Source organism: Salinivibrio sp. SS3 (genome assembly GCF_001722105.1).
GTDB classification, from domain to species: domain Bacteria; phylum Pseudomonadota; class Gammaproteobacteria; order Enterobacterales; family Vibrionaceae; genus Salinivibrio; species Salinivibrio kushneri.
The window spans coordinates 220,929-227,058 of sequence record NZ_MEBQ01000009.1; the positions used below are offsets into that span (position 1 = coordinate 220,929).

The 6,130-nt window shown below is 40.5% G+C and carries 4 protein-coding genes and 1 rRNA gene; 4 read left to right on the plus strand and 1 reads right to left on the minus strand.

The window, feature by feature from the left end:
* The first annotated feature begins 92 nt into the window (after nucleotides 1-92).
* On the plus strand, nucleotides 93-1,772 hold the full coding sequence (locus BGL48_RS05670) for a replication endonuclease (RefSeq protein ID WP_069361741.1): 1,680 nt from the start codon (nucleotides 93-95) through the stop codon (nucleotides 1,770-1,772).
* A 488-nt stretch (nucleotides 1,773-2,260) separates the two neighbouring features.
* Here the strand turns inward: BGL48_RS05670 and BGL48_RS05675 are convergent, their stop codons facing one another.
* Nucleotides 2,261-3,463 carry a site-specific integrase gene (locus BGL48_RS05675; RefSeq protein WP_069361742.1) on the minus strand — a complete coding sequence of 401 codons (1,203 nt, stop codon included), beginning with the start codon at nucleotides 3,461-3,463 and terminating at the stop codon, nucleotides 2,261-2,263.
* 290 nt (nucleotides 3,464-3,753) lie between these two features.
* Here BGL48_RS05675 and BGL48_RS05680 point away from each other — a divergent pair, with 290 nt between their 5' ends.
* The 3 genes from BGL48_RS05680 to BGL48_RS05690 all read left to right on the plus strand — a co-directional run.
* Entirely contained in the window at nucleotides 3,754-5,211 is a 1,458-nt protein-coding gene (locus BGL48_RS05680) for a PLP-dependent aminotransferase family protein (RefSeq protein WP_255377333.1), read from the plus strand.
* 71 nt (nucleotides 5,212-5,282) lie between these two features.
* Complete coding sequence (locus BGL48_RS05685; protein ID WP_069361744.1) at nucleotides 5,283-5,501, plus strand: hypothetical protein; 219 nt, start codon at nucleotides 5,283-5,285, stop codon at nucleotides 5,499-5,501.
* 411 nt (nucleotides 5,502-5,912) lie between these two features.
* Nucleotides 5,913-6,130 (plus strand): 16S ribosomal RNA (locus BGL48_RS05690); the annotation flags it as partial.

Genomic DNA, 6,130 nt, shown 5'->3' on the forward strand with positions numbered 1-6,130 from the left:
AGCTCTTTTTTTGTGTAGTAGTATTTTTAGCATTAGCGAAATGCTTTAATATTTTATATTTTTATTTTTTTTGTTTACTGGAAATCTTAGCTATGAATAATCAAATCAATGAGGCAAATGCCTTATCAAATCAGCACATCATAAATATTTCTGACATTGCAGAGCAAGAAATACAACAACTAATAAAACAACTTAAAGAAAAAGTTACTTACAAATACTGTCAAAATCACTCGTATAAATCAATGAAGGCAGCAGGTAGCGATGCTTATCAACTCATTACGCTTCTTGCTGGTGACATTAGAATTAATGTTATAGCACACATAGAAGATAATGAAGTGGTAAATAATAAATTTTTAGAAGCGCAATATAAAGCATTTGAAAGAGTTTTAAGTAACTTCTTTGATGCTAAGTTTCTAGAAATGATGCCCAGAATAATTAAAAAGCGCGGATTGGTTAAGAATCACAAGGCAAACTTCGACAGATATTTTGATATTAATTTCGTAAGAAGAAAGTTCTACAACTATCTTGACGAAATGAAATACTACGAAGCTCAAAAATATGCGAAAGTTGGTTCAAATAAATCAGCTAATAAGTACGCCCCCGTCGAGTCAATGGAGTTGAGAGAGGAGCGAATCAAAGCGAGCGACGAGTATCTTAAAAGTGTCAAATTGACGAACGGAAAAACAGCATATGACATGAAAAAAAGCGACAAAAATAAGCTAATTGAACTCTATTTAACAACAAAAGCATTTCAAGATATCGCTAAACAAAAGTGTTTTAAATGGTTGTTTATAACTTTAACACTGCCGACAGAGTTTCACTCAAACCCATCCAAAGGCAAAAAAAACTGGAATGGCGCAAGCGTGAGAGACGGTAATGATTTCTTAAAGAAAAAAATGAATCTTCTTAGGAAGAAAATTAAAGAAGATAAAATGGAATTTAATCTAGAAAATGGATTTGGAATGAGAGTTGCTGAACCGCAAAAAGACGGGACAGTCCACTATCATATCGTACTCTTTACATCAAAATACAATATTGATTATTACAGGAGAGTTTTTGAAAAATACTTTGAAAGAGAGATTGAAGTAAAGATTGGATTTAAGAAAAGTAAAATGAAAACAGGCTGCTTAATTGTAGAGGAAGGCATTGATAAAAATAAAAAAGAGCTTAAGAAAAAATCATCTGTCGCATCATATTTAATGAAGTATTGCTTAAAAAATAATAAACTTAAAGACTTGGATAATAAAAAAGAAAAAGTGGAATTCAATGAAATTGATGCAGTGAACGCTTGGAAATCTGCAAATAGAATAAGAAGCTTTTCAACATTGGGAATTAAGAGCGCGAAAACAAAATACGATGATTGCAGAAAAGTGGCTAACTACATAAACAAAAAAGTAAAGCTAAATAAATACAAAAAATTTAGACTGATTAACTTAAGCACAAGAAGATATCTAGACGAAATCAAGACATCAGAGACAGTGAATGAGAATAATCAGAAAACAATTTTTTATGATTTAAAAGCAAGAAGAGAGATGAAAAAAGCTTTTGAAGATGCATACAGAATGCAAGAGCTGATTGATTTCGCATCGAAAAAGAAAAAGAACCAATCACAAATGAATGAATTTATACTAAGAGCTGATGAAATAGATTACACAAAAGAAATAAAAACGAACAAGTACGGTGAAGAAGTAAAAGTAAACACGGACATCAACGTGAGAAGAGCAAGTGTAAATCTAGATGAGATAAAGACAGTGCGAGTCATGAAAAATTGAATTATGAATCACCGCTTAGCGGTGATTTTTTTAATTGGTTAAAATGTAACCATTTGTTTTTTTTGGGTTGGTTAAAAAATGAACAGTATCAATTTTTGAAGTAGTTGCATTTATTTATAGTAAGGGCGCTTTAAGTGTATATATTTCATGGGCTTAGTCTGATTACGTCGCGTGGATTTATCAATCTTCGCTGCGCTACGAAAGCTAAATCTCACACTTAAGCATAGTCATTCAAGTAAGGGGCTACGCCCCTTCGGCACTTCGTGCCTACCCCGCTTGACCTGCGCATTAGATATGTATAATAGAAAACAACCAGTAACTTATTGATTTATATATAATTAATTTTATTTCTAAGTTATTGTTTTTACTGGTGTTTTTTTTGCATGTCTAAAAAGTCCTTATAAATCAATAGGTTACACTTCTCTGCGAGAAGTGAGATAGCAATTATAGGCGACTTTTTTTGAAAAAAACCCTTATAAATCAATGACTTACGACTTTGACATGTCTATCTTAACAAGGTGAGTGAAAGAAACAAGCTCAGTTGCACGTAATGTAGTTTCTAACTTGTCGTAGTATTGCTCAATCATCGCAACGCTAGTGCCGCAGTGCTTTGCTAGCAGATAGATATCAGTCTTATTGAGAAGCTTATTCGTAATATAAGTATGACGAAACGAATACAACGTGTAAATTGAGTCTATCTTACTATGCTCAACAAATTGTTCAAAAATCTTCGAGAAGTCAGGCTTTTTGCTGTTATCAGAAGGTCTGAATGCATAGATATTGTTTTTCTTTAAATCATTAAATCCCACATCATCAATACAATGGATATCTCTAGCAAGCTTCTGAAGAATAGAGAAAGCATCAGAGCAAATTGAGATTCTTCTCAAGCCTTTTTCGTGATTCTTAGTCTTACCGCCATCAATTTTTATGCTATAAGCATAAGAATCATTTTTAGATATTCGCTCTAATGTCGAGAAGTTTAAGCTCAGAATTTCTTCGCCTGGGCGAACACCTGTTAGCAGCATAAATGAGCACATCTCACGAAGAATCAATCTATACTGTCGAGTTAGAGCCTTTCTACCGTTTGCAGCATCAATAAAAGAGGGGAAAGAATCCTTAATCTTCAAGAGAAGCTCGTCACTAAAACTAGCACGCGAGTCTGACTTTTTAACATCAGTCGATGGAATGTCGGGAACTTCAAAAGACTTCATTAAACGATTTTCAACTGCGTAATCAAAAATATGCTTGAAACACTTTCTGTAGTTAGCAAGCTTTGTTTTACTGTTTGCCGTATCAATAACTTTTCTCATCTCTTGTACGTCAAGCTGCTTGACTTTGAGCTTAGAAAAAGATGGCTTTATTTCTTTTTCTAGAATTGCTGCATGTGCTGCCTGCTGACTCTTCTTGTTTTTCGTTTGCTCAATGTGCTTGGTAAACTTCTCAATGAGAGCATCACATATCTTTGAAACAGAAGATTTAGATTGTTCAAAAATCTCTGGAGTTAAATTCTTTGTGTAAGAGAAGTAATAAGAGTAAGCCAGCGTTGTAGCCTCTTCTTTATCATCAGTTCTCAAAGAGCGTCTAAAGTCACTGTCTTCAGTCTTCAAATAGACATAGAAGTTCTTTGATTGCTTCTGCTTATAGATAGCTAGACCTTCTCTCAGTCTAATGTATTCATAATTGTCGCTCATTTTATAGTTTCCTTTATAGCTGTTAAAAAGAGCGCTTAAGTTACTGTATTTAGTGGTGTCTGTCAATGTGCGGTTAGTTCAAAATCCGCCGCCTTAACGGGTGTGAGGGTTCAAGTCCCTCTCTCGGCACCAAATCCTAAGAAAGCCCCAGTCGAAAGACTGGGGCTTTTTTCGTTGTGGGTAAAGATTAGCGCTGATCAGGTCACACTCCGCTACATTCCATCCCGTCAATTGTTACTTGCCAAGGTATGATCGCCGTCAGGGCAATAACAGGGAGTAGCAGTGTGCAAATGCGTTATCGAGACATTGCCAGCTGGATAGAAACACAAATTCAGCAGCGTGTTTGGCAAGTCGGTGATCGGATCCCTTCGGTGAGGGAGATGAGTCGGCTTCAACATGTCAGCCCAATGACGGTAATGAGAGCTTATGAGCAATTAGAAGCCGATGGGTGGGTTGAGGCGCGCCCGCGCTCTGGCTTTTTTGTCCGTCCTCATTATAACAAGCTCGCGGTAGATGCATTGGCGCGGCCACAAGCGCAATCTCAATGGCTTGACACCCATCAAGATGTGTTTGATGTGATCAGTGCTAGCCATAAAGGCGCGTATTATCCATTTGGCTCCGCTTTTCCTGATCCTCAACTATTTCCTATGCAAGCGCTGGGCCGTGCGATGGCGCGCGTGCTGCGTCAATCCTCTCATCCCGATCACTTTACCATTTTACCGCCGGGCGATAGTGGTTTACGTCGACTGATTGCACAGCGCTATCTTCGTCAGGGAATTAAAGTCAGTATTGATGAAATCATTATTACTAATGGGGCGATAGAGGCATTGAGTCTGTCTTTAGCGGCAGTGACCGAGCCAGGTGATAAAGTGATTATTGAAGCCCCCGCCTTCTACGGGGTGCTGCAGACACTCGAACGTTTACAGCTTGAAGCCGTTCCCGTTACGGTTGACCCTGAAACAGGGGTCGATATCCATGCACTGGAACATGCGCTTGCGTCTCACTCGATCAGTGCGTGTTGGTTGATGAGCAACTTCCATAACCCCACCGGTGCATCGATACCTGCTCCACGTAGGCTTGATGTCGTCAACTTATTGGCAACGTATCAAGTGCCGTTAATAGAAGATGACGTCTATGGGGAGCTTTTCTTCGCCGAAGCCAGACCGATGCCGCTTAAAGCGTATGATACACAGGGCGGCGTACTGCACTGTGGCTCGTTTTCGAAACAGCTGGCCCCCGGATTCCGTGTTGGTTGGATAGCGGCAGGGTGTTATGCGATGCAAATAGAGAAGCGTCAGTCTGTCTCGAGCTTGGCTGTGGGCGCGCCCAACCAGTTGGCGATTGCCGATTATTTAAAGCAAGGTGGTTATGATTCGCATCTACGGCGATTGCGCGAAACCTTGTTTGCCCGTCAAGCCTTGATTCGAGCAGAACTTAAGGCATTACTACCGGCCTCTACACGGATTAGTCAGCCTAAAGGGGGTTACTTTTTATGGGTTGAGCTCGATAAGCGCGTCGATACGCATGTACTTTTTCAAGCTTTGAGGCCATATGGCGTGACTATCGCACCGGGGGCACTGTTTGCCAGTGACGGACGCTTCAATCACTGCTTTCGACTCAATGTGTCGGTTGTGGGTAGGCAAAACACAGGGGCGCTAAATAATCCTCAAAGCTTGGAGGGGCTCAAACAGATTGCGACATCGCTCTCAGCTTTATCTGTGCCATCAACTGTCACAGCTGAATACTGAACTATTTGTACTAATCCTCAGCGTGTCTCCCTCGATAGACTCAATGCGTGCACAACATTAAGGGGGAAAGGATGAAATCAGAACTCAGTATGATGGTCGTTGCGATAATTTGCGCGGCTTTATTGATCCTTGGCCATGTCATCATCATAGAAACACTTGCCTACTATACTTGGGCACAATGGACAGCTGGAGCGATCCCTTTTGTTCTTTTGCTGATGGCGTGGGGCTCAGTACGCTACTGCCGAGCTAAAGAGCGCGCGGAAGAAAGACGGCAATCACACTCGCACTAACGATTGAGCACACAAGGGCGCGTGAGGACCAGCCACCTTATGCGCTCGCCACCAAGAAAAGCGCCTTTTGGCTACCTTTGCTTGTTTTGTGAGCAAACAGGTAGCGAGGCGCTTTTTTTTTATATTTGGGGGTTGCGGGAAAAACTGAGATCTCTATAATGCGCTTCCTGTTGACGGGGCAACGAGACGCAAGTCACGAAATGCCGACCACGAAGTCAACGCGCTCTTTAACAATTTGACCTATGCAATCTGTGTGGGCACTCGTTAAGAATAGACAAAAAGATTTATTCGATGAACTGAGTGACCAAACGACAACTTTTACAGTTGTTCGGCACAGTCAATTCGTTTGTCTCTTCGGAGATAAACAGTAATCAGTATTCATTGAGCAGTTTCTACGGAAACACCAAACTTAAATTGAAGAGTTTGATCATGGCTCAGATTGAACGCTGGCGGCAGGCCTAACACATGCAAGTCGAGCGGAAACGGCAGCATTGAAGCTTCGGTGGATTTGCTGGACGTCGAGCGGCGGACGGGTGAGTAACGGCTGGGAACCTGCCCTGACGAGGGGGATAACCGTTGGAAACGACGGCTAATACCGCATAATGTCTTAGTTCATTACGAGCTGGGAC